This is a genomic window from Parafrankia sp. EAN1pec (assembly GCF_000018005.1).
Classification (GTDB): Bacteria; Actinomycetota; Actinomycetes; order Frankiales; family Frankiaceae; genus Parafrankia; species Parafrankia soli.
Map to the genome: position 1 here is coordinate 51,023 of NC_009921.1, position 21,575 is coordinate 72,597.

13 protein-coding genes are annotated in these 21,575 nt (G+C 70.3%); 5 read left to right on the plus strand and 8 right to left on the minus strand.

Annotation, left to right across the window (positions count from 1 at the left end):
• The first annotated feature begins 11 nt into the window (after nucleotides 1–11).
• From FRANEAN1_RS00205 to FRANEAN1_RS36705, 3 genes are read left to right on the plus strand one after another with little or no spacing between them, the layout of a single operon-like run.
• Entirely contained in the window at nucleotides 12–5,438 is a 5,427-nt protein-coding gene (locus FRANEAN1_RS00205) for an alpha/beta hydrolase (RefSeq protein WP_012157488.1), read from the plus strand.
• A gap of 9 nt (nucleotides 5,439–5,447) precedes the next feature.
• Nucleotides 5,448–5,741 (plus strand): hypothetical protein, encoded by a 294-nt coding sequence (locus tag FRANEAN1_RS00210; protein ID WP_012157489.1) that lies wholly within the window; start codon nucleotides 5,448–5,450, stop codon nucleotides 5,739–5,741.
• Between the two features lie 10 nt (nucleotides 5,742–5,751).
• Nucleotides 5,752–9,861 (plus strand): papain-like cysteine protease family protein, encoded by a 4,110-nt coding sequence (locus FRANEAN1_RS36705; protein ID WP_012157490.1) that lies wholly within the window; start codon nucleotides 5,752–5,754, stop codon nucleotides 9,859–9,861.
• 342 nt (nucleotides 9,862–10,203) lie between these two features.
• Here the strand turns inward: FRANEAN1_RS36705 and FRANEAN1_RS41920 are convergent, their stop codons facing one another.
• The 4 genes from FRANEAN1_RS41920 to FRANEAN1_RS42840 all read right to left on the minus strand — a co-directional run bounded on the left by FRANEAN1_RS41920 (nucleotide 10,204) and on the right by FRANEAN1_RS42840 (nucleotide 13,022).
• Nucleotides 10,204–10,533 (minus strand): hypothetical protein, encoded by a 330-nt coding sequence (locus FRANEAN1_RS41920; protein ID WP_198145433.1) that lies wholly within the window; start codon nucleotides 10,531–10,533, stop codon nucleotides 10,204–10,206.
• A 27-nt stretch (nucleotides 10,534–10,560) separates the two neighbouring features.
• The gene (locus FRANEAN1_RS36710; RefSeq protein ID WP_083788138.1) at nucleotides 10,561–11,049 is read right to left on the minus strand and encodes a GNAT family N-acetyltransferase; all 489 of its coding nucleotides are present in this window, start codon (nucleotides 11,047–11,049) and stop codon (nucleotides 10,561–10,563) included.
• Between the two features lie 211 nt (nucleotides 11,050–11,260).
• Entirely contained in the window at nucleotides 11,261–12,115 is an 855-nt protein-coding gene (locus tag FRANEAN1_RS00230; RefSeq protein ID WP_012157494.1) for a hypothetical protein, read from the minus strand.
• Between the two features lie 391 nt (nucleotides 12,116–12,506).
• A complete protein-coding gene (locus tag FRANEAN1_RS42840; RefSeq protein ID WP_347176923.1) occupies nucleotides 12,507–13,022 on the minus strand; it encodes a hypothetical protein in 516 nt (171 codons plus the stop codon).
• Between the two features lie 276 nt (nucleotides 13,023–13,298).
• On the opposite strand from FRANEAN1_RS42840, the gene FRANEAN1_RS42845 reads away from it, so the two are divergent.
• Both FRANEAN1_RS42845 and FRANEAN1_RS00240 read left to right on the plus strand, forming a co-directional pair.
• Nucleotides 13,299–14,357, plus strand: a complete 1,059-nt coding sequence (locus FRANEAN1_RS42845) for a hypothetical protein (RefSeq protein WP_347176924.1) — start codon at nucleotides 13,299–13,301, stop codon at nucleotides 14,355–14,357.
• Nucleotides 14,357–15,136: an SDR family oxidoreductase gene (locus FRANEAN1_RS00240; protein WP_012157497.1), complete on the plus strand. Its 780-nt coding sequence runs from the start codon at nucleotides 14,357–14,359 to the stop codon at nucleotides 15,134–15,136. Before FRANEAN1_RS42845 ends, FRANEAN1_RS00240 begins: the two co-directional genes overlap by 1 nt.
• Nucleotides 15,137–15,142: 6 nt before the next feature.
• Here FRANEAN1_RS00240 and FRANEAN1_RS00245 read toward each other — a convergent pair whose 3' ends face one another.
• Genes FRANEAN1_RS00245 through FRANEAN1_RS00260 form a run of 4 tightly spaced genes read right to left on the minus strand, consistent with a single transcriptional unit; the run spans nucleotide 15,143 to nucleotide 21,509 of the window.
• On the minus strand, nucleotides 15,143–16,261 hold the full coding sequence (locus tag FRANEAN1_RS00245; RefSeq protein WP_012157498.1) for a hypothetical protein: 1,119 nt from the start codon (nucleotides 16,259–16,261) through the stop codon (nucleotides 15,143–15,145).
• A 6-nt stretch (nucleotides 16,262–16,267) separates the two neighbouring features.
• Nucleotides 16,268–17,236 (minus strand): thiopeptide-type bacteriocin biosynthesis protein, encoded by a 969-nt coding sequence (locus tag FRANEAN1_RS00250; protein WP_012157499.1) that lies wholly within the window; start codon nucleotides 17,234–17,236, stop codon nucleotides 16,268–16,270.
• On the minus strand, nucleotides 17,218–18,405 hold the full coding sequence (locus tag FRANEAN1_RS00255; protein ID WP_012157500.1) for a lanthionine synthetase C family protein: 1,188 nt from the start codon (nucleotides 18,403–18,405) through the stop codon (nucleotides 17,218–17,220). Before FRANEAN1_RS00255 ends, FRANEAN1_RS00250 begins: the two co-directional genes overlap by 19 nt.
• Nucleotides 18,402–21,509 carry a lantibiotic dehydratase gene (locus FRANEAN1_RS00260; RefSeq protein WP_012157501.1) on the minus strand — a complete coding sequence of 1,036 codons (3,108 nt, stop codon included), beginning with the start codon at nucleotides 21,507–21,509 and terminating at the stop codon, nucleotides 18,402–18,404. The genes FRANEAN1_RS00255 and FRANEAN1_RS00260 overlap by 4 nt, the downstream gene beginning before the upstream one ends.
• Between the last annotated feature and the right edge of the window lie 66 nt (nucleotides 21,510–21,575).

Genomic DNA, 21,575 nt, shown 5'->3' on the forward strand with positions numbered 1-21,575 from the left:
GGAGCCGCAGGATGGAAAGCGTCATTGGCAAGGTGCACGGGCCGGACGGATCGTCGTTCGTCGGGCACAGTGTCCGCCTCCGTTACACGGTCGACCTCGGCGACCGCGATGCGACGCCGCCGACGGCACTGCCCGTGCGACTGGAGTCGGCCGCCCCGCTCGCGGCCGACGGCGACTTCGCGCTGGCGATCGCCGACGCGCCGCTCGTCGGGACGGCGACGGTGACCATCGTCTCGCCGGCAGGCGTGACGATCAACGAGGGGACCCTGTCCGTCGACGCGCTGGCCAACCCGGTGATCGTCTCGGCGACGCCGGCGGCGCCACTGCCCGTGCTGCCTAACCATGAGCCGGGCACCGGGCCGCGGGTGCGTCTGACCGGGCGGGTGATCGACGACCGGGGCCACCGCGTTTCCAGCGGCCTGCCGGTCGTGATCTCCGGGCGCCGGGTCGACCAGAACGGCGACCCCGAGATCGCCGACCGCGTCCTGCTCGTCACGGACACCCAGCCGGGCGGGACGTTCGGCGCGGACTGGCCGACCGACGAGCTGGCCACAGCGCACGGTGTGGTCAAGGGCCTGCCGCCGGTGCCGATCCCATTGGTCGGCGGCCGCCTGCCGCTCAAGGTCCTCCTCGTCGTCAGCCTCCCCGACGACGAACGCGAGGACTGCGCTTGCGACAACACCGCACCGCGCGCCCCCGACCCGTCCGATCTGACGAGCAACCCGGCCGCGTTCTCGCAGGACATGGGCGGCACGTGCGTCGACCTGACCACGCCGAACCGGGTGGTCGAGGAGTTCGCCTATTTCTTCGTCGTGCGCACGTCGGAGCCGGAGATCCGCGGGACCACGCTCGGCACCCGTCGGGTGCTGCCGCCGGCGGTAACCAGGGAGCTACTCGGCGCCGTGCGCGAGGCCCTCCCCGCGGCGGAAGGAGCAAGCACTCGCGCGATCCGTGGCCTGTCGCTGGACACCGCCGCGCTGAAGTCGCTCGTCGCCACAGACGCGATCCCCTCGGTCGACCAGCTGCAGGTCGCCGCCTACCACTCCGAGGTGGCCGCGGTGTCCCGGCTCGTCGACGCGCTGCGCCGCCGCCAGCCCGGACGCGTCGCCCTCGACGCCTCCTCCGCCGTCGACTGGGACGACACGCCGACGATCTACCAGGCCGCCTCGGTCGCCCACGGCCACATCCTCCAGTACCGCGAGGTGTGGCGGGCCGACGGCTACTCGCTCGGCGACCTGCTCTACTCGCTGCCGCTCGCGCCCGGCCAGAAGCGCAAGCTCGCTGTGCTCGACTGGGAGCGCCAGACCACCTCAGCGCGCACCGAACGACTCGACTTCGAGGAGCAGCTCGACGCATTCGCCGAGCGCGATCGCGACATTAGCGAGATCGTCGGCTCGCACCTGAACGAGGAGTCGAGCGGCGGCTCTCGCTCGAACACGTGGGGCGTCGCCGGCGGCATCGGTGCGGGGTTCATCGGCTCCGGTTTCGGCATCTTCGGCGGCGTCGCCGGTGGCGCCGGCGGGTCCAGCGCGCGGGCGTGGCAGGACAACGCCCGCGACCTGTCGGCCAACAGCCTCCAGCAGCTGCGCGACCGGATGGTGCAGCGCTCCGCTGCGGTGCGCGATGTGCGCTCGACCACCGTGCAGACCGTCGGGCAGGGCGAGACCGTGCGCGCCGAGACGGAGACGGTGGCCAACTACAACCACTGCCACGCGATGACGGTGGAGTACTTCAACGTGCTGCGCCACTTCCTCGTCACCCACGAGCTCGCCGATGTGCGCGAGTGCCTGTTCGTCCCGCTGCCGATCTCCGAGTTCGACCGGGCCAAGGCGATGCGCTGGCGCTCGGCGCTGCAGCGCTTCGTGTCCGATCCGACACTGCGCCGCGGCTTCGACGCGATCGAGCGGATCAGCCGCAACTGGGTCGGCTACGACTTCCCGGTCGACCGCTACAGCGAGGAGGCCCCGGAGTCGCTCGAAGGTGAGCTGTACGTCAGTTTCCTGCTGCCCCGCCCACGCGATGCGGCCGACGGCACGTTCCAGGTCGACATGTGGAAGTCGTGCCAATGGCTGCTGCCGATCGACGCGCTGGAGCTGTTCACCGCCAAGCTCGCGGCACGCGCCCAGCGAGAACGAGACCTCGTGTTCCGCAACGAGATCGCCCCTGGGATCGCCGAGCAGCTCGTCCAGCACCTGCGCTTCGCTTACGTCACCGCGTCCGGCGCGCAGCTCGGCGTCCGTCTCGACCCGACGCTCGTGTCGCGCTACGCCGAGTCGACCCCGCTGTACGTCACGCTGCGCCCGTCCGGCGCGGTGCCGGCGATCCCCCGTGAGGATATCGCCCGCTTCCGCATCTGGTACGACGGCCCCGCGCTGCCGTCGGCGGCGCGTGTCATCGTCCACCGCGGCAAGGTGCGCTACCGCACCGAGCACCTCCAATACCTCTTGTTCGACGAGCCCCGCCTGCTCAACGACATCTCCTCGACCGACGACATCTACGTCGCCACGCCGCTCTCGCGCGCCGAGCTGCGCAGCCCCCGCCGTGAGGACATCGAGGCAGCCGACCGGTTGGTCAAGCACCTCAACACCAACATCGAGCGCGCCCACCAAGCGATCTGGGCGTCGATGGACGAGAACCGCCGTTACCTGTTGCTCGACGGCGTGATCGCCCCGAACAGCGGTGGGCGCAGTGTCGCCAGCGTCGTCGAGAACCGGTTGATCGGCATCGTCGGCAACTGCCTGGTGATGCCGTGCGGGCCAGGGATCCAGCTCGATCCGAGCCGAGCCGTGCCGCAGGCGCGGACCGACGGCGAGCCCGTCGAGCCGCAGCCGCTGATCGACCTGTACGCCACGGCGCCGCTGCCGTCGACTCGGATCAGCCTGCCGACGCGTGGCGTCTACGCCGAGGCGGTGAGCGGGGAGTGTAACGCCTGCGAGCGCATCGACGATACCCGCTTCTGGCGCTGGGAGGAGTCTGCGATCACGGACACCCCGCCGGACATCGCCGCCCTGTCGACTGCCAGCCGGGCGAGCGACGAGCCAGACCTCACGCCCACACCGCTGCCGGCGGCGATCGTCAACATCCAGCAGCCAGCCAGCCTGCCCGACCCGCTCGGCCTGTCGGCGGCGATGAAGGTGCTGGCGCGCAACGACCTGTTCAAGGACATCACCGGGTTGGAGGGCAGCCAGAAGAACGCGCTCGCCGGGTTCAAGGCGGCACTGGGCATGGCCCAGACACTGGGTGGCGAGGCGGCCAACCTCGCCCGACAGAACGAGTCGGCGCGCAACGCCGACCGGCTGATGGACAGCATCCAGCAAGCCCAGCGCGACAAGCTGATCTCGCCGGATCAGGCCCAGCAGTTGACCCAGTCGGTGCTGCGCAGCGCGTCGGGTGAGGCATCGGCGAAGGACCGCCCGGCCGCGCCGGCGGAGGACCCGGGCGTGCAGAAGGCGATCGACTCGGCCGCCGACTCGCCGCGCGCCACAGTGTCGGTGACCACGCCCACCGAGTCGCTGGACGCGACGTTCGACGGCGGACCGAAGCCACCGGTGATCGGCGGCGCGCCGGCGATCGGCGGCACCACGCTGACGTTCGACCTCGCCATCCCGTTCATCGACGACTGGACACAGCCGGCACCCGGCACGCCGCCGGGACCGCTCACCCGCCAGCGCTGGACCGAAACGCGCAAGATCGCCAAGCTGAGCACCGCGAGCTCGGTCACCCAGCGGACCGGTCCGACCAGCTTCAGCCGGTTCGACCTGGCCGCCGCGGCGTTGTCCAACGGCCTGATCAAGCGCGAGGCTCCCGGCTCCGACACGTTCGTCGTGCCGACCAAGATGCGCCTCGCCCACCCGGCGCCGAGCGCCGGCTCCAAGGTCGTGGCCGGTTCGGGCGCACTGCCGCTGGTCGTCTTCCTCCACGGCAACCACCAGGCCTGGGACTTCACCTTCGGACCGCCGACGTCGACGATGACGGCGCTGGACGGCGCTGGCAACCCGGTCACCGTGGACATTGTGGACACGACGACCGCCTTCACGGTGACACCGAACCATGAGGGCTACGCCTACCTGCAGGACTCGCTCGCCGCCTCGGGGTACGCCTCGATCTCGATCGACACGAACTTCGCCAACACGTTCAACTCGGCGATCGACACTCGCGCCCTGACGGTGCTCGCCGCCCTCGACCGGCTGCGCACCGCGGCTGAGACGAAGGGCAACGCCTACTTCGGCAGGTTCGACTTCCACAAGGTCGTACTGGTCGGGCACTCGCGTGGCGGCGACGCCGTGGTCCAGGTGGCCAGGCTGAACGCCAAGCGGGTGACGAAGAAGTACGGCGTGCTCGCGGTGTGCTCGCTCGCGCCGACCGACTTCAGCGGCACGGCCGCGGCCGGCGACGGGCCGTTCGTCCTCACGCCCAACGAGACCGGGTTCTTCCTGGCGATCCAGGCCGCGCTCGACGGCGACGTCTCCGGCGTCGGCGGGGCCACTGCCGGGACCGGCACGGTGTTCCGCCACTACGCCAGGGCCACGTGCCAGAAGGCGCTCGTGCAGCTCACCAAGTGCTGCCACAATCGGTTCAACACGGTGTGGTCGAAGGAGCCGATCGACCGTGCCCACGACGACTCCGCGCTCGTCGACGCTGAGTTCAACGCGCTGCACACGCATGCGACGCACCGCCAGCTGTTCACCGAGTACCTCACGGCGCTGCTGGAGAAGCAGGTGCGCAAGAACTCGAAGGACGTCGCCCTGTTCACCGGTCAGCGGTCCAACAGCGCCGGCGTCGACGCCGCCCACCAGTGGGCGTTCGGGCGAACCGTGACGTTGATGGACAGCTTCGAGGCAGCCGCCAGCGATCTGGGCGGCGCACGCACCCTGACCGCCGCCGCGGTCGGGCCGTTCCTGGACGTCAAGGTGCCGGAGAGCACGCTCAAGCGGGGCGGCAACGCGGGGACGCTCGTAGCGATCACCGAGCACGCCACGCACGTCACCAAGCTCGCCAACCTCGACACCGCCGTGGTCGCGTCAGGCACGGCGTTCACCATCGACGTGCCATCGGCCAAGCGCGACTGGAGTGGCTTCGAGGTCGTCAACCTCGACGTGGTCGGCACCTTCGACCTCACCAAGGCGTCCAGCCAACCGGTGCCGGTGCTGACCGTGACGCTCACCGACGGGTCGGGCACCACCAAGCAGCTCACGGCGCGCAACGTGCTCAACCAGCCGAGCACCCACATCGTCAACTACGACCGTGCCGTCCCCAAGGATCCAACCAAGGAGCAGGACGCCACCCTGTTCCGGCTGGAGACGCTGAGCTTCGAGCTGCCGCGGACCAGCACGGTCGGCGGGATCGACTCGGGCGACATCGTCTCGCTGACCGTCGACGTCGACCTGTCCGTCGGCAACACCGTCCTGATCGATTCGATCACGCTCGTCGCGCTCTGAGGAGGAACCGTGGCCATCATCGACCTGACCGACGTGCTCTACGAGAGCGTCGAGCCGACTGCCGACCTGCCGTACGTGCTGCGCGTTCACCTCGTCGGTCACGGCTTCGTCCAGCGCGCCGCGCCGGTGATCGGCGCGGTCGGCGACCAGGCGCTCGCCGCGGTCATCGTCGACCAGGCTCGCGACGCGGCATCGGGCTTTCTGCGGTCGGCACCGCCGGCCGGCGCGGTGGTGCGCGTCGGCTACCTCGACACCGGCCTCGCCGACACCGCGTTCACCTTCCCCCAGATCCCGAACGCGTGAGGGGCCCACGATGATGCGCGGCAAGCTCAACCCCGACCCGGTGCGGCCGCTCGACGGCTACCGCGTCACCGCCAACGTCGACGTCCCGATGCTCGGCGACGACGGTCAGACCACCACCACCGTCGCCGTCGGCGCCGACGTCACGTCGGGCGGGGATGTCGCCATCGAGCTGCCGGAGCGGCGCACGGGCGACGTCCGTCTCGTGGCTACGGCACCCGACGGTAGTCGCGTCGGGGCGACGACCATTGCCGCCGCCAACGTCGACCAGCCGTTCACGCTGGACGTCACCACCGTCGATCCGGTGACCGTGGTGCCGTCGGATGTGCCCGGCCTCGGCCGACGAGAACGCCTCGTCGGCCGGGTGCTCGACCCGCAGGGCGCCGGCGCTCCGGCCAAGCTGCTCGTCGTCGTCTGGGGTGTGCCCCACGGCGCCCAGCCGACCGACGCGGTGCCGTTGCTGGTGGCCGAGACCGCCGCCGGCGGGTACTTCGGCGACGACCTGCCCCCTGACGAGCTCGACGACGCGTGGGCCAAGGTGGCTGGCGGCGCGCCCGTACCGATCCTGCTGGACGGCGGCCGCCTGCCGCGCACCGTTGTCATCGTCACCCCGGTGAAGGCGTCGCACGATAACGACGACGACGGCTGCGGATGCCACGCCGCGCCGCCGCGCAGCCCGGACCAGGCCGACCTGGCGGCCAACCCGGAGGCGTTCGCTGCCGACCCCGGCCGTTGCGTCGACCTCACGGTGCCCAACCGGGCGCTGGAGGAGGTGACGTTCCACGCCGTGGTCCGCACCACCCAGCCGGAGATCCGCGGCCTGCAGATGCCCAACGCCGACGACGTGCCCTCGCCGGTCGTCGACCGGCTGGTCCAGCTCGTGGCCAGCCGGCCGATCGAGGCGATCGCGCGGCTCGAGTCGCCGAGCACGTACACGACGAGCGTCGACGCGGCGATCAAGCCGGCGTCGAGCCCGCAGCTCGCCGCGCTCGCCGTGCGCGCCGCGGTGCCGGAGGTGGACGAACCGACCGTGCGCCGATCGTTGAACCTGCGCGCCGACGTCGTCGGCGAGCTGATGCGTGACGGCGCCCACCTGCGCGTCGACGACCTGCTCCACGCCGAGCGGGTGAGCACGATCCGCACCGTGCGCGACATCGTCCAGGCCGTCGGCGGCGCACCGGCCGGGCGGGTGGAGCTCGGCGGCGAGACGCAGGTGGACTGGGACGACACCCCGACGCTGTACCAGGCCACCACCATCGCCCATGGTCACCTGTTGACCTTCAAGCAGGTGTGGCGGGCCGACGGCTACTCGCTCGGTGACCTGCTCTACTCGCTGCCGCTCGCGCCCGGCCAGAAGAAGCTCATCGCCGTGGTCGACTGGGACCGCCGTGAGGTGGAGGTTCGCCAGGCGCAGCGGTCGGAGACCGAGGTGCTCGATGCCTCGCTGGCTCATGACCGAGACATCTCCGAGGTCATCAGCAGCTCGCTGCGCCAGTCGATGCGCGGCTCGTCCAGCGCCGACACCGAATCGATCGCCGGCGGGATCGCCGGGTTCATCGGCCCCGTCGTGTTCGGCTTCGGTGGCGGCTCGTCCAGTGCCGGCTCGACCGCCAGCCAGCGCTCGTCGCGCGACGTCGCCGGGACGATGCTCAACCAGGCACGCGACCGGACGTTGCAGGCGGCCAGCGCAGTGCGCAGCCAGCGGGCCACGGTCGTGCAGACGGCGCGCCAAGGAGAGTCGCTGCGCGTCCAGACCGACGTGGTGGCCAACCACAACCACTGCCACGCGATGACCGTCGAGTACTTCGAAGTGCTCCGTCACCTGCAGGTCACCCAGGAGATCGCCCACGTCCAGGAGTGCCTGTTCGTCCCGTTCGAGATCACCCCGTTCAACGGCGCCAAGGCGCTGCGCCACCGCGACGTGCTGGTCCGCCACGTGCCCGGCGCGCTGCGTCGCGGCTTCGACGCGCTGGAGCGGATGCGCACGAACTGGTCCGATGCCGACTTCCCGCTGGCGCGCTACGCCGACGAGCCGCTGACCTACCTGGACGGCGAGCTGCAGATGAGCTTCAGCATCCCGCGGCCAGCCGACGGTGGCACTGACAAGGATCAGTTCGACTCGTCGAAGTGGTCGGTCTACGAGGCCAGCGGGCTGCTGGCCCAACCGGCGCAGACGCTGTGGAACGCCTACCTCGGCACTGCCGTGGTGGCCAACCGTGACGCGATCTTCGCTGCGTCGATCGCCCCGAACATCGCCCAGCGGATCGTCGACCGGCTGGCGCTGCGGCTCGTGCTCGACAACGGCTCGCCGGTCGGCGTCGGCATCGACGCCACGCTCGTGTCCCGCTATCGCCCGGACGCGCCGCTGCTCGTCAGCCTGCGCCCGACCTCGACCACCCCGGCGGTGGTGCGCGCTCAGATCGAGCGCGCCGTCATCTCGCTGGGCGCGTTGTTGCCGCCGGAGGCCAAGCTCGTCGTCCAGCAGGCCGGCCTGCGCTACCGCACCGCCCACCTCGAGCACGACCTCGTCCCCACGCAGCGCACGTACAACGATCTCGGCCCGGGCGACGAGGTGGAGCTCGTCGTCGGCCTGGACCGTCAGGAGAAGCGCAACCCGCGGGCCGAGGACCCGCGCCTGGCCGACGCCCTCGTGGATCACCTCAACGAGCACATCGAGCACTACCACCAGGCGATCTGGCGGGAGATGGACCCGAACCGGCGGTACCTGCTACTCGACGGCTTCGTCGCCCCGAACGCCGGCGGCCGCAGCGTGGCCAGTGTCGTGGAGAACCGGCTGATCGGCATCGTCGGCAACTGCCTGGTGATGCCGGTCGTGCCGGGCGTCAAGCTCGACCGGTCCTACGAGCACTCAAAGCGCACCCAGACCGACCTGCTCGACCTGTATGCCACCGACCCCGCGCCGCCGATGCGCATCTCTCTGCCGACCAAGGGTGTGTTCGCTGAGGCGGTGCTCGGAGCCTGCAACAGCTGCGAGCTGAAGGACGACACCCGCTTCTGGCGGTGGGAGGAGTCGCCGATCCCGGACGAGCCGACCCCGATCGAGCAGGTGTCCACGGCAACACGGCGCAGCACGGTGCCGAACCTCACTCCCGACGCGTTCCCCCAGGCGCTGGTGCGCTTTCAGGACGTGCCCACGGCTCCGGCACCGTCCGCGCTCGCCGCCGCGCTGGAGTTGATCGGTACGCCGAACCTGTTCTCCGACATCACTGGCCTGGCGCTGAACCAGGCGAACTCGGCCGCGGCGTTGGAGGAGGCGTCGAAGACGGCGACGTTCTTTGCCCAGCAGGGCGCGGCGCTCGCCCAGCAGCGCTTCCTCGCCTCGGACACCCAGCGCCAGCTGAAGCGGATCAAGGATGCTCGCGACCAGAAGCTGATCACGCCGGAGCAGGCCAATGAGCGGGCGATGAGCCTGCTGCAGGGCGCGACGGGTGAGCGCCGGCCGGAGGGCCAGGTGACCACCGCCAACCCCGCCGTGCAGAAGGTGCTCGACCGGGTCAGCCAATCGTCCAACGCCTCCATGACGCTGCGCCGCCCCGACGGCACCGTCTCGGTGAAGAAGGGCGACGACGCCGGCGGTCGCATCGACGTCACCGCCGATCCGCCCGTCGGGCTGATCAAGCAACCGACCAACCTGGTGTGCTGGGCGGTTGCCGGGGCGATGATGGCGAACTGGCGCGACCGCCGCTCGGCGACGATTCAGACGGTGCTCGACGAGCTCGGCGGCACGTGGCGGGCGAAGTTCGACGCCAACCAGGCCCTAGCGGTGGCCGAAACCGTCGGGTTCACCAAAGCGCTCGGTCTCGTCGCCGAAGGACCGGCGTCGTACCTGCCGATCGGCATCGCTCGGCTGGTCGAGACCTACGGCCCGCTGTGGGTGATCTCCGACGACACCGTGGAGAACAACCAGCTCGTCCACGTGCGCATCGTCACGGGGATAAGCGGCGGCGGCACGGCCGAGACGACGATGGTCAACATCGTCGACCCGGACCTCGACCAGCCGACGACGGAGACGTTCGCCGAGTTCGCCCGCCGGTTGGAAGCCAACGACGCCATCGACGTGGGCCTCGGGATCATGCGCTTCCCGACCGTGCAGACCACTTGACCACCGTCCGCGGGCGGGCCACACCTGTCGGGTGCCTGGGGGCGGTCAGCGCGGTGACGCGACCGGCAGCGTCGTCGCCGGCTGTGCCGAGGGTGAGGCTGTCGGCCTCGGGATGGCAGGACTGCGGCTGGTCGCCGGCGGCCAGGGGGTGGGCGACGAGGACCCGGGTGCGCAGCCGGGCCTGGGTGCGCGGGTCCCCGGTGATGCCGCGGCCGCGATGGACGCTTTCAGTTACGGCATTCGGCGCTCACGCACGCCGCCGAGGACGGCGCGAACACCTCGACGTTGCTGGCCTACTCAGGGCACACCTCGGTCGCCTCGCTGGCGCGCTATGCCCGCGTGTCACCAAAGGCGCTGGCCCGCTGGCAGGCCGCGATCCAACAGCCCGCCGCCGCTGAGCCCGTTGCCCCTTTCTTCCGTATCTCGGCGGCCCCCCTCGTGGAGGACGCGGTCGGCGCGGATGCGGTCGAGGCGGACGCCGTGGCGAAGCAGGTGCTGGTGCAGGTAGTTGGGACTGATGGGGCCGGTTCCCAGCGCGGTTCTCTCGTTGACCAGGACGTGCCGGTTGGGGGTGTGTGGCCAGCTGGTGCGGCGGTGCTCAAGCCAGGTCAGTAGCAGCTGGTGCGTCATCTCGGGGTCCGAGACCGGCAGAGTCGCGTGTTCAACTGACATGTATTCCGCGATCAAGCTCGATGATCGTCACAGGCGGTGAGATGCGGCATCGTCTGGCCGCGCGTCCTGGGCCGGCTGGCCGCTGGTATGACGCTGAATGGCCTTGTCGAAGCGGATCAGTTCTTCGCCTTGGGGGCTGGTGCTGGGTTCGACGTGTTGGAAGCCGAGCGCTTCAGGGATCCGCAGCGAGTGGATGTTGTCCGGGGCGACGCGGATGACCACCGTGGTGCAGGCAGGTTGCGTGCGCAGCCAGTGGTAGACGAGGGAGATGGCCCGGCGCGTGATGCCGCGGCCGCGCCAGTGAGGGAAGACGCCGTAGGAGATGTTGACCGCTCCGGGTTCCAGCTCTGGCATCGCGAGGTGGGCTTCGGCGTTGCCGACCAGGGCGGTCGAGGCGACATCGAAGACGCCGAAGTTCCGCCGGGGGCCGCCAGTTGCCCACTGTTCGCGGTTGTCGCGGATCCAGGGCAGGAGCCGCTCCAGCGAGCCGGGGCCGCCTGACAGCCAGCGGATCAGGTCATCGTCCTCACCGGCAGATGTGCTGCGGCGTCATCGTCGGCGAGGCACCGCAGCATGATCACACCATCGGTCAGCATGCTCATGATCCTTCCAGACAGGTCAGGTGACGGCCGGTGGGTGCGGCGCCTTTCTGTCATGGTCGCCGGGGCGTAGTGGGTCCAGTTCCGCTGGCTGGGGCCTGCAGGACGAGCTGGCGAAGGGTGGCTGTTCAGCGCGCGCGGAGGTGGTCAGTGAGCTCGATGGTCGCGAGGTACCACCAGAAGATCCAGTCGAGGAACTCGACGCTGTAGTCGGTTTTCTGCTGTTCGTTCTGGTGCCGGATCGCGAACTTGTTCGCGATCGTGAAGAGGTCACCTTCGTCCTTGCTGAGCAGCTCATCTTTGATCAGTTGTCGGCGTTCTTCGAGAACGCCGCCGAGGACGACGACCGCGGATCTCTTGGTGTGTTCGTCGGCGTGCCGTGCCCGGTACAGGCTGATGGCGTGGCGGAGCCGGTCAGCGGCAGGGCTTTCGCGCTGGGCCATCCTGCGCAGGAGGTCCGAGCGGGCGGGATCGGTGCTGGTGACCAGGCGACCGACGTCCTCGCCTTCGTCCGCGAGGTGGAGGCCGAGGTCGCTTCGTTCGAGCAGACCGTTGACGCGCCACCGGTAGACGACGCGGCCTGTGGCGGGAGAGAAATCGCGGTAGTGCCAGCCGCAGCCGTCGTAGTCGTGTAGTCCGCGAGAACGGGGGCGCGCTACCAGGTCGTGGAGCACTTCGACCACGTCGCAGAACACGTCGATGTTCTGTGCGAGGCGGTCTGGCGTCAGCGGCCACAGGTCTGTTGCCCCGATGGCGCGCTCGATGACGGCCGAGGGATCGATCTCGCTGGGATCGTCGACGCAGTCCTTACCGAACGCCTGCTCGAAGTATCCGTGGTTGTTGAGATGGCTGACGATGTCGATGAACTGGCGGGCTGTGGCACGCAGACCGGCACGGCCAGGGGAGGTACCCGCTCGGCGTTCGGACCAGTACGGGCGGTACTGCGGTGGTGTGGTCTCGCGGAGCAGTTCGGAGCCGGACATCAGGTCGCGGAGGAAAGCCTGCCCGTTACTTAGCTTAGGCCACGTGGAGGCGGGGACTGCGCGGCTGCCTGACGGAAGTCGTCCTGGGGAGTAGGGCCTGCGAACGCATGATCGAGAAGTAGTACGCAGCGGTCATCCCAGTCACGGTGGATCCTACGGTGGTTGAGCAGGTTGCTCGCTTCGTGGACGAACAGATGCCGTGGCCAGACGAGTTCGTAGTCGCCCCCGTCGTACATGAGTCGTGTTCCAATCCGGGTCAGCGGTCGGTGGGAGTGGAGGACTAGACGGATCCGCGCGGCGGCGCTAGAGCCGTCCTGGCCCCCGGTAACTCGCCGCCTACCAGATTGCCTGAACAGCGGCGCCTGAGCATCGCTCAGCACCGGTCTCCTACTCATACCAGTGCATCCAAGAACGCCGCGGTGACCACACTCGCGCACAGGAGTGTCCTGCCGTGACAGATCCGTAACATAGGATCGCTTCTGGTGGTCGCTCGCGGCGGGAGGCGGCCACATTTTCCCAGTCCAGAGGGTTGGGTGAGCCGACAGTGGCCCGTGTCAGTCAACGTGCTGAGCAGCGGCAGCTTCGTGGTCGGATGCGCGAGTTCGGCATGAGCCATGATGAGATCGCTGGCGAGTTCGGGCGGCGGTTTCGTTTCCGGCCTCGGGCCGCGTTTCGGCACGCGTTCGGGTGGACGCTCGAGGAGGCGGCCGACGCGATCAATGCTCAGGCGGCGAGCCTCGGGCTCGATCCGGTAGGCCGGGCGAGCATGACGGGGCCGCGGCTGTCGGAGCTTGAGTCCTGGCCGGTTTCTGGTGCCCGGCGGCCCACGCCGCAGATCCTCGCACTGCTCGCGCACGTGTATGGCACGGACATCCATCGCCTTCTCGATCTTGAAGACCGTGAGCACCTAGCGCCCGCGGATCTTCTTCTCCTCGACAGCTGTGTGCGTGAGGTCGGTGCTGCGCGTGGACAGTCAGCGGTCACGCCGACCAGCGCCACTCGTGGTCGTAACTCCCTTCCACGGTCCGGGGCGGCGGGTGGTCTGCCGCAGCCTGCGCTTCTGCAGGCATTCGTAGACAATGAGCCAATATCCAGGCCTCCTGCTGTGCGTTCGCAGGCGCCGGTGCCTGTCGGGGGTGAGGGAGAGGGGTCACCGACGAAGCGTCGCGAGGTTCTCGCCGCTGTGGGCGCGTCTGCCGTCGCGGCCCTGCTCGCCCAGTCGGCAGCGGAGTCGGCGATGTTCGGGCAGCGCTGGGAGGAGTCCGATCTCGGCTCGACAACGCTGGAGCACCTTGACCTGGAGGTGCAGCGGTTCGGCCTTTCCTACCTGCATACTCCGCCCGAGCAGCTGTTCGTCCAGGTCCGGGAGTGCCGGCAGCGGGTCTCCGTGATGGTGGCGGGACGCCAGACGCTGGGCCAGCGGCAGCACCTGTGCGTTGTCGGTGGATGGCTGTCGGGGCTAATGGGGTCTCTGGCGCTCGATCTCGGTGACAGCACCGTGGCTCATGCCCACTGCCTGACCGCGTGGCAGCTCGCTGTGGAGTCCGGCGATGCCCGACTGGGCGGGTGGGTCCGAGGAACCCAGGCGATGATCGCTTTCTACACCGGCGACGCGGCGGACGCGTTGCGTTACGCGCTGGCTGGTCTTGACGTCGCTCCGCGGAACTCGTTTGTCCGGACTCGACTTCTTGCGCAGCTGGGACGAGCCCATGCGCGCCTGGGAGACGCCGACGGTGTGAGCGTCGCGTTCGCCCGTGCGGATGACTCCTTCGAGTCGGTGACGGAGACGGCGTCGCACAGCATCTTCTCTTTCGACTACCCTTACCTGCCGTTCTACGCCGGCACGGCCTACACTGCGCTCGCCAGGCCTGAGAAGGCGCGGGCTTTCGCCCAGCAGGCGGTGACGTTGTGCGACGCGGCGGCGGTGAACTGGCCGGTCGCGCGGGCCTTGGCCCGGGTGGATCTCGCGCTCGCCGCAGTGCGGCAGAAGGAACCGGACAGGGCGTGCGCCGTGACCGTCGAGGCGCTGGAGATCTGCGCGACCGAACGCCCGTTGGATCTGATCGTCCGCCGCACCGGTGAGGTCGTGCGGGAGCTGCGTCCCTACAAGGAGCTGTCGTCCGTCCGAGACCTTCACGAGCGCCAGACGAGCCTGGCCCGCACGGTCCGAGGCACACAGCGGACCCCTTCCGACCCCGGCGCCAGTTCAGCGGTGCATGATCGACAGGCGGACATCCTCTAGTGGATCTTCATTTGAGCGGTAAGGTCGCGCTCGTCACTGGTGGTTCCCGCGGCATCGGCCGGGCGATCGTGTCCCGGTTGGCGGCCGAGGGTTGCCGGGTCGGGATCTGCGGACGGGACTCCGACGCCTTGGTCCAGGCCGCAGCGAGTCTCGACCTGGCCGAGTCGGACGTCTTCAGCCTGACGGCCGACGTGACCAGGCCTGGCGATGTAGAACGGTTCGTCGAGGGGGCGGCCGAGTACTTCGGGGGCGTTGACCTGCTGGTCGCGAACGTCGGCGGCACCGTCGGAGGGGATCTTCTCGACTCCACCCCTGAGGACTGGGCGCAGACGTTCGAGCTCAACGCCGGCCACGCCGTCCGGGCGATCCGCAGCGCGGTCCCGCATATGAAGAAGAACGGCGGCGGGTCGGTCGTCATCGTCTCGTCGATCTCGGCGTCGAAGCCGTCGCCGCGGGCGCAGTACGGGGCGGCCAAGGTCGCGGAGATCTACCTGGCGTCGGCCTTCGCCCGGGAGTTGGGGCCGTTCAACGTGCGGGTCAACGCGGTGAGCCCCGGGTCGATCCTCTTCCCCGGGGGCGGCTGGGAGAACTACGCCCGCCAGCATCCGGAGGACTTCGAGACGTTCGTGCAGCGGGACTTCCCCGCGCACAGGCTGGGCACCGCCGAGGAGGTCGCGGACGTGGTGACCTTCCTGCTGTCCGACCGGGCTAGCTGGGTGAACGGAGCCGACATCGCCGTCGACGGCGCCCAGGGCCGGCCGAGCGCCCGCGGCTACTGACCTAGATCATCGTCGCTGGGGGTGTGTCGCCGCGACGATCGCGGCTTCGGCGGTCCGGGCGGAGCCGAGAACAGACTCCAGGACCGGTTCCGGCGGTGTTTCTGCTCGTAGGCCGGAGGCGTTGAGTAGGTCGGCGAGCGCCTTTTCGTGCCTGGCTGGCAGGTCGACCGCTTGTGTGGGGCGAAGCCGGAGAACGTCCCGTGCCGCGTACCCGTCCTCGGCTTCGATCACTTCCTCGACTGTCTGGGTGAGAACGCGGGTGGCGGCGTCTGGGTCGGTGGTGGCGGCGAGAGCGGCTACGGTCATGCCGAGGTGGGCACGGAAGACCGCGTAGCCGGGCATCGGTCGTTGTCCCAGGAACTGCCCGATCATGGTGGTGACACCGTGTGCTGTGGATGTGTCCTCGGTGCACATCACCTCCAGGCACGAGGCGACCTGGAGCTCCCACGGGTACATCGGCGTGCTCTCCGCCAGGGCCGCGCGGGCCTCGGCTGACGTCCCGGTCAGGCAGTGAGCGAGGATCTTCGCCTGGCGGCCTTCCAGGAGATGCAGTCCGATCCCTCGGTACGTGTCTGCGTGGATGACCGCATCGTCCCAGCGGCCGGCGAGTGCCAGGGCACGGACGCCGTCCCCGACGAGGTGCAGCCACACCCATTCGCGCAGCTTGTGGCGCTCGTCGCGGGTGCCGATGAGGTCAGTCAGCGGAAGGACCCGGCCGTCGACGACCAGGTCGGTGTTCGACGAGACGGCCTGGAACATCGCGGTGAGTAGCCCGAGCGCCTGTTCCCCGTCGCTGGCGCGGATCTGGAGCCGGGCGAGGTTGAGGGCCGGTTCGAGCATGTATCGGGCCTCGTGGACGGTGAGCGGGCGCGGGACAGCGCAGTAGATGTTGATGTGCTGCCAGCACAGGTCACGGGCGAGGGGCGCCAGACCGCAGTCGCTGGCGAGCAGCGCCGCCTTGTTCAGGGCATGTGCTCCTTCGGCCAGTCCGTCCGCACCGTCCCGGGCCGCCGCTTGGGCGATCTCGGCGATCTCCGCAACTCGATCGGGCAGAGGCTGACAGGCCAGGCGGGGACGGCCGATCAAGGGGAAGAAGCAGGCCAAAGCCAGGGCTACGGGGTTCATGGTCCGTCAGTCCCGGGGGAGGAGAGCTGTGGCAGCCGCGCGGGCTAGAACGGCCTGGCTGGTGGCGGACAGGCCAAGCCGGTTCCAGTGGAAGATCAGCACGTGGGTGACGATCGCCCGGAGTCCGCGGCCGAGCTGTGCCTGTGCGGCGGTGTCGCCGAGTTGGCGGCCGGCGGTGTGGAAGGCGCTGAGCCAGGGGGCGGCGTGTGCGACCGGCCCGCCGGGGGCGAACAGGTCGCTGGTGGGCAGGTCTGGGATGGACAGGAGCAGCCGTACGTTCGCGGCGAGCTGGGCGATCTTCGGGTGGTCGGCAGCCGCTGAGGCGGGACGTAGCCCGGCAACCCGGGCGAAGACGTCTCCACGTTCGAAGGTGTCGAGCCCGGCTGTCTGTAGGAGGCCGTTGATCAGGAGGATCGAGAGCTCGCGGCGGCCGAGGCCCGGGGTGTCGTGGCGCAGGTAGTCGAGGACGCCGCGGCTGTCAGCGCAGAACAGTTCATGGACGGTGTCCATCCCGGCTGGGCCGCCGAAGGCGAAGGTTTCCGGTTCGTAGACCGTCGACCACCAGCGGGCGAGGGCTCCGGCGGCGGTCAGCTCGTCGAGCACCTGGTCGACGGCCGCGGTGTCCGTATGGTGCAGGCGGAGCCGCCAGCAGGGGTGCTTGCGCAGGAACCACCATCCGCCGACCACGCCACTGTCCTGGAGCTGGTCCAGACGTGGCCCGAGCTGTGTGACGGCGGTGGCTTCGGCGGTGGACCAGTCGGGGAACTGGACCCGCACCTGGTAGCAGTCCTGGTCGGCGCGCTGTTCGAGCGCCGCGAGCCCAGCCGCCTGGTAGACCCGTACGGCGTCGTCCAGGTCGGCGGGGTCGAGCGCGTTGCTGGTGGCGGTGGCGCGCAGGTCGGCGCCGGCGAGCACCGCGAGGACGCCGGCAGCGAGGTCGCGGGGAGCTGTGACGCTCAGGCTATGAGCAGGCATGTGTCCCATCCCGTGCGTGGTGGTCCGACATGTCGGGTGGATTCCAGCGCCAGGGCAATCCCCGCGGTGCCGGTCAGCAGCCCGCTGTCCTGCTCGCCGGTCACGGAGGAGGCGGTAGCGTGCTGCGCGAGCCGGGCGGCGATCGCGGGAAGCCGCCGGCCGATGGCGGAGCTTCGCGCGTCGCGGGCGGCTCGATAGGCGGTTTGGTAGATCCCTGCCAGGCCGTGGCACAGGCCGAGATCGCTGATCCGGTCGAGCTGGGTGTCGGTCAGGGCGGCGGCGAGGGTGCTCTCGGCGTCCTGTGCCCGTTGCTGATCGTGGGTGGCGAGGGCGGCGAGCTGCTGGGCGCGGGCGATGCCGATCGTGCCGTAGCACCAGGAGACACGGCCGGGGCTGGTTTGGGTGGGGCGTCCGGTGCGCAGGTCCTCGCGGGTGATCCACTGCGGCCACCAGGGGGCGTCAGCACCGTCTTGGCGCCACTGGTCGAACCAGCTGGTCAGGGTGGCGATCGCTTCGCCTTGGCCGTCGACCAGGTGCCCTTCGGCGGTGGCGAGAGCGAGGAGGGCGAGCAGACCGGCCGCGCCGTGTGCCATGCCGAGGTTCGCGTGCCCGCCGGGGGTCGGCAGCGTGTCGTCCGGGTCATGTGTGACCCACCAGCCCGGCAGGTTGACGCCGTTCTCGCGGCGCGGCCGGGTCAGGCTGACGGTGTACCGCAGGACGTCGGCGAGGATCTCGCTGTCGGGGTGGCTGCGGAGCAGGAGCGTGCCGATGCCGGTCAGGCCGTAGAAGAGGTCGTATTCGGCGAAGGCGGTGGGCTCGCCGCGTGTGGCTCGGCTGGCGGCGAGCGTCAGCCGGCGGCGGGTCAGGCGCAGCACGTGGGTGTCCAGCGTGTCGCGGGCTCTGCGGTAGCGGGGATTCCCATCGGCGGCTGCCTGAAGGAGGAAGGCGAGGGCGGGCGCCCCGTAGTACAGGCCGGCGTGCTCGGCCGCATCGACCGGCCCGGCTACAGCCCGCCGGATGTGGGCGTGCGCGGTGTCCCAGCCGCCCGAACCGGTCCGGGCACGCTCGATCTGCAGCAGTGCTGTCCCGACCGGGCCCCGGGCGAGGGATTGCCTGACCGCGTCGTCGGCGGAGAACGTCTCCACCGCAGCGGCGGTGCCGGGGGTCATCGGGCACCGGCCAGCGCGAGGTGGCGCAGTGCGGAAGCGCGAGCGAGGCGCCCGGTCTCCTTCTCCAAGGTCGGATCCACACCGACAGCGCGCACATGGTGCTCGTGCAGGAGGGTCCGCAGCACTGTCCGCGGATCACGCTGCCGCGCGAGGGCCTGGTAGTAAGAGGCCAGCACGATGGCTCGGGCGTTCCAGACGCTGACGACTGCCTCACCGCCGGTCAGGGCCCGAACCGCCTGGTGGTTACCGCCGGGATCGGCCAGGTCGAGAGCTTGGTCCCGTAGGGTGCGGTCCAGGGCGCCGTGCTCCTGCCGAAGGCATCCGACGAGTGCCTGGTACCCGGCCAGCGGGTCGGGGGCGAAGGCCGCGGCCAGGTCCACCATCGATGCTGCGGCCAGGGCCTGCGCGGAGATCCCGGACGTCTGGGCCGCCGTGATCTGGGCGGTGGCGCAGAGGGTGTCGGCGGCGAACACCGACTCGGCGGCGGCCAGCGCGTCACCGTCGCCGTAGCGGGCGGGGTGCTGCGGGGAGGAAGCCAGGGTGAGCTGACCGGGAAGGCCGCGAGTCTCCAGATCGGCCGCGAAGGAGGCCACCGCGGCGGCAACCGGCCCGTAGTGGTCTGTGCTGCGCAGGCGTAGGAACACGGCGAGGTGCTGATCACTCTCGGGAAGGATCATGTCGCGGTGTCGTCGGACCCACCAGAGACAGACCAGCCCTTCCAGGCTGTCGGCGAGCCTCGGCAGATGGCCGGTGAGGATGTCGTCGAACCGGGCCGGGTTTCCGACAAGCTGCGCGTGTAGAACGGCCGCGTCACCCGGACGAAGCACCGCCCCCGGCGCTGCCGTCACGGGCAGTGGCCGTGCCGGTGGGCTGATCGCGGTCAACGGGATCAGCAGCTCGGCCGGACGCCCGATCCAGCCCTGCGCGTCGGGCGGACCGTCTTCCTGCACCTCGATGCGGCCGGCTCGCTCCAGGCGGGTCAGGAACAGCACCCGGTCCAGGTGGCGATCCAGGTCGAGGGGTAGGCGAAGCTCGCTGTGGCAGAGCACGACCCGTGCGGGCACACGCCACCGCTGCCGCCAGGCGCACAGCGCTTCCTGCCTTCCGTCGCCGGACTGGCCGCGGGGCAGGTCGGTGGAGGTGAGCGTCCAGCGGGCGACGGCCAGGACCGTGCGGCCGTAGCGGATGCGCGGGATGTAGGACAGGACACGGGCCGCGCCGAGATCGAGCCCGCCGAACACGGCGGTACGGGCGTCGGCGACCTCGGCGAGGAAACGGGCCAGCGGTGGGCTCTGCACGCTGGTGTCCAGCGCGTGCGGAATCCGAGGGATCACCCGCCGGCCGGTCGAGCGCTGCACCAGGTACATCTGCGCGGCGTCGGCGGTAACCACCAGGTCATCCAGATCGATCAACCTGACCTTGGCGTGGGCGGGGTCAGGATGCTCCGAGAGAGAGATGACGGCCGGCAACAGCGGTTCGACGCGCACCACGTTCTCGTTGTGCGGGCGACGCGGCGGGAAGGACAGCTGTGCCGCCAAGGGCTGGTCCCGCTCCCCAGCCTCAGCACTGGCCGCGTACGTCGCGGCCAGCCGGTCGCGGTCGGCTGGGCCGAGCAGGTAGGCGAACCGTCCGGCCATGCTGGTACCGGTCCGCGGGGCGGCGGTGACCCGCAGCCGGAAGTCCCCGCGGTCGATCGCGCGAGTCGAGACCGCCCACACCTCGACGCCGAGCTCGACCCGCTGCGGCGGCACGACGTCCCCGCGCTCCCCGACAGCCAGTTCCTCGACGTCCGCGTCGGTCAACGCGATCTCCTCGGCCCCGTCCACGGCGGCCCGCTGGATCAGCGCCAGGAGCGCGGTGTCACGGTCGGTCAGCATCCGCCAGGCAGGTCTCGCTCGCGGCGCACCGAGGTACCCGCCGGGATAGCCCAGCCCCGATTCGGCGACCAGCTCCCGCACCGGCACCAGGGCACCGGGGCCGTAGCGGGCCCGGAACCGGGCGTGATAGTCCAGCCAGGCTGTCGAGCCGAAGGGCTGGCGGGACAGTCGCAGCAGCACGCTCGCCGCCAGCGCTGCCTCGGTGAGGACCCGCCCGGGGACGGCGATGTTCGCGTCGAGCCGCGTGTCGACCGCCAGCATCTGACCTGCTCCCGGTGCAAGCGAGGCCATCCGCGCGGCGACCGTCCGGCGCGTCTGCGCCGCCGGCTGCGGATCAGTGATGCGGTTGTGGGCGGCCAGCATGGCGCGGAGGCAGTCGATTTCCCGCAGCAGGTCACTCACGTCAGCCAGGCCCTCGAGGCCTGCGGCACGTAGTGCGTCGGCCAGGTGGGTGAGGGCATCGACGCCTGTCGTCGGTGGTCGCAGGCTCGTGATCAGGAGGCCGCCGTCGACCAGGCCATGCACCAGCGCGCGGATCTTGTCCGGGGAGGCGGTGGGGAACCTGGTCGCCGTCCGCGCGACGAGCGCGTCCAGCCGGATCGGGTTGCCGGCCTCCGCCAAGGCGAAGAAGACCGGCCGGGTCAGCCGTACCGACGACTCCCGCAGCGGCCCCGGGCTCGGGGCGCCCACCTCGGCCCGCCGGTGCACGATGACCCGACCGTCGCGCACGATCCGCGCACTGTCGGTCACCACCGTCAACCGCCCACGCAGCTCCGGATGTCGTTCGAGTTGATCGGCGAGCGCCGTGACCCACTCGGCGTCCGCGCGTGCCACGGCTTGATGTGCGCGTCCCACCTCCGCGGTTGCCGGCCCGGCGGTCGCGGTGCTGATGCCGGCGAACATTCCGAACGGCGTCGCGCGCCGCTGCCACCGCAGCAGGTAGGACGCCACCGCGGTGAGGGCACGCTGGATCTCCGCCCCGGAACGCCGCCCGGCGCCGTCGTCAAGGATCTGCTCGATGCGGGCGCAGAGATCGGCGCTGGCAAGCCGCAGCGCCTCCCGTACCTCCGGGCGAGCCCAGGTCTTGGCCAGCCATGCCCGGCCTTCCTGCTCGACCGCAGCGGAGTCGGACAGATCGAGATCAGTCGGCAGGTCGAGGCCGCCCGGGTCCGTCGAGGCGCGGACCTGGATGAAGCCGGTGTGCTGGTAGCGCGGGGGCATGGGCATGGCGATCCTCTCTCCTCGCCGGTGCGGCATCCGCCGTCGGCACCCGGGTCGGGCGGGTGCCGACGG